The following is a 2,005-nucleotide window of genomic DNA, read 5'->3' as shown; positions in this document are numbered from 1 at the left end:
AGAGGTATAAATTGAGAGGTTCACGAACGGTTATGTGAGAGGTTTAGGGGTGAGATTCCCCTTTAGCTACTCGACTGTAGAATGTTTAGTATTTTAAATTTCAACCCCTATCACACACACATCATCAACCTGCTCGAGTTCGCCTTTCCAATTTTCGAAGGATTCAGAAATGAGTTTTTCTCTTTCATTGATTGATTTTGTATGTAGATTGATCAAGAAGCGCTTGAAGGCGTTGTACTTGAATTTCTTCCCCTTTTCCCCACCAAACTGATCGGCAAAACCATCCGTAAAAAAGTAAAGACTATCACAGGGATGCAGGATAATTTCTTCTTGAGTGAAACCTTTCATTTCTTGGTGTAATCCAACAGGTTGTCTGTTGGCTTTGTGTTCAATTAAGGAAATCCCATTATCAATAATCGTATTTCTTTCTTCTTTTTGCTCTTGAGTCAGTAACTCCGTATTGCGTACGATCCATAAAGGGTTGTAGGCTCCTGAATAGATAACTTTACTTCCGTTGAAAGCACAAAGAGCAATGTCCATTCCGTCTTTAACATCCTCACCACTTTTAGCAAAAGTTTCAATTAGTAACTCCCTTGTCTTGTCCAATATTTTAGAAGGTTCTATAATACCAAATTCTTTTATTGACCTATTGAGTGCATTAGAACAAATTACGCTTAATATAGCTCCTGGTACACCATGCCCAGTACAATCAGCAACAGCGAAAAAAGAAGTGTCTTTTAATTGCTCGAACCAATAAAAATCTCCACTTACCACATCTTTGGGCTTAAAGTATATAAAGTGGTTGGGAATGAATTTGTTTACTTCTTTAAAAGATGGCAAAGTAGCATTTTGTAATCTTTGGGCGTAGTGTATACTGTCTGTTATGTCTTGATTTTGTTTTAATACCTGTTCTTTTTGTTCTTCTATTTCATTTTTCTGTTCAATTGCTTGGTTTTTTTGTTCTTCTATTTCTTCTTTTTGCGATTTAATTTCTTGATTTTGTTTTAATACCTGTTCTTTCTGTTCTTCTATTTTATTTTTCTGTTCAATTGCCTGTTCTTTCTGTACAATTGCTTGGTTTTTTTGTTCTTCTATTTCTTTCGTTCTTATCTTTACTATATTATCTAGTTTAGTATTTAACTCTTCAGAATCATATTGAGATTTGGATCTCTCGGTGATATCTATCACTGTAGCAATTGATTTTAGCTCTTCCCTCATATAGCAATAATTGAATTCAATTACTATAGGAAATTGAGACTGATCTTTTCTCTGTCCTATTAGAATCTTACCATACCTCTTCTTTTTCCCTTCCACAATTTGATGTGTGTTTTTATCTTTATAATCTTGATCTTTTTTGAAAAAACATGGACCCAAAATTTCTATTGGTTGCCCTATTAATTCATGCTCTTTATAGCCAAACATCTGGAGTAAATTTGGATTAATCAATTCAATAATCCCTATTTCATTAGAGACTATTATTCCTTCTACAGAATTTTGGTAAAACGTTTTATAAGCTTGCTGCATAACTATTTGTAAGGATATTGTTTGTTGTTTCTTTTAATTCTCACGAGCGTCATTTTTTTTTGAGCTGAATTCAAGTAATAAATGCAACATTTTGGTTAAATAATAATTGATTCATTACAAATATAGGTGTTTCATATCCAAACCTTTTTATAGGCCTATTATTAAGTTTACCTTCTATCTGCTTAATCCTCTGTTCGTTAATACTGGTAAAGTCTGAACCTTTCCTGAAATACTGCCTAACTAGCCCATGGACTTCCTACCATTTTTCGGACAGATTTAAACAGGCATTAAGTCACATGTTTTAGTTGATTAAATTTTTCAAATTCATTTATCGTTAATCCTCCTATTCTATTTTTGTTGTACCAAGTCTCAACATATTCAAAAACAGATAATTTAGCATCCAATCTATTTTTAAAACAATAGGGATAAATGGCTTCTACCTTTAATTTCAGAAACAACATTTTATTCCGTCCAGAAAGTT

2 protein-coding genes are annotated in these 2,005 nt (G+C 32.7%); both read right to left on the bottom strand.

Annotation, left to right across the window (positions count from 1 at the left end; genetic code table 11):
• Positions 1-93 precede the first annotated feature (93 nt).
• The gene (locus tag HRT72_09550) at positions 94-1,524 is read right to left on the bottom strand and encodes a SpoIIE family protein phosphatase (GenBank protein ID NQY67950.1); all 1,431 of its coding nucleotides are present in this window, start codon (positions 1,522-1,524) and stop codon (positions 94-96) included.
• Positions 1,525-1,811: 287 nt separating this feature from the next.
• Positions 1,812-2,005, bottom strand: a 194-nt coding sequence (locus tag HRT72_09545; GenBank protein ID NQY67949.1) for an IS3 family transposase, incomplete at its 5' end; no start/stop codon positions are given.

This window comes from Flavobacteriales bacterium (assembly GCA_013214975.1).
In the GTDB taxonomy this organism is placed as follows: domain Bacteria; phylum Bacteroidota; class Bacteroidia; order DT-38; family DT-38; genus DT-38.
Note: the sequence above shows the minus strand (reverse complement) of the source record. Positions and strands in the feature narration are given on the sequence as shown.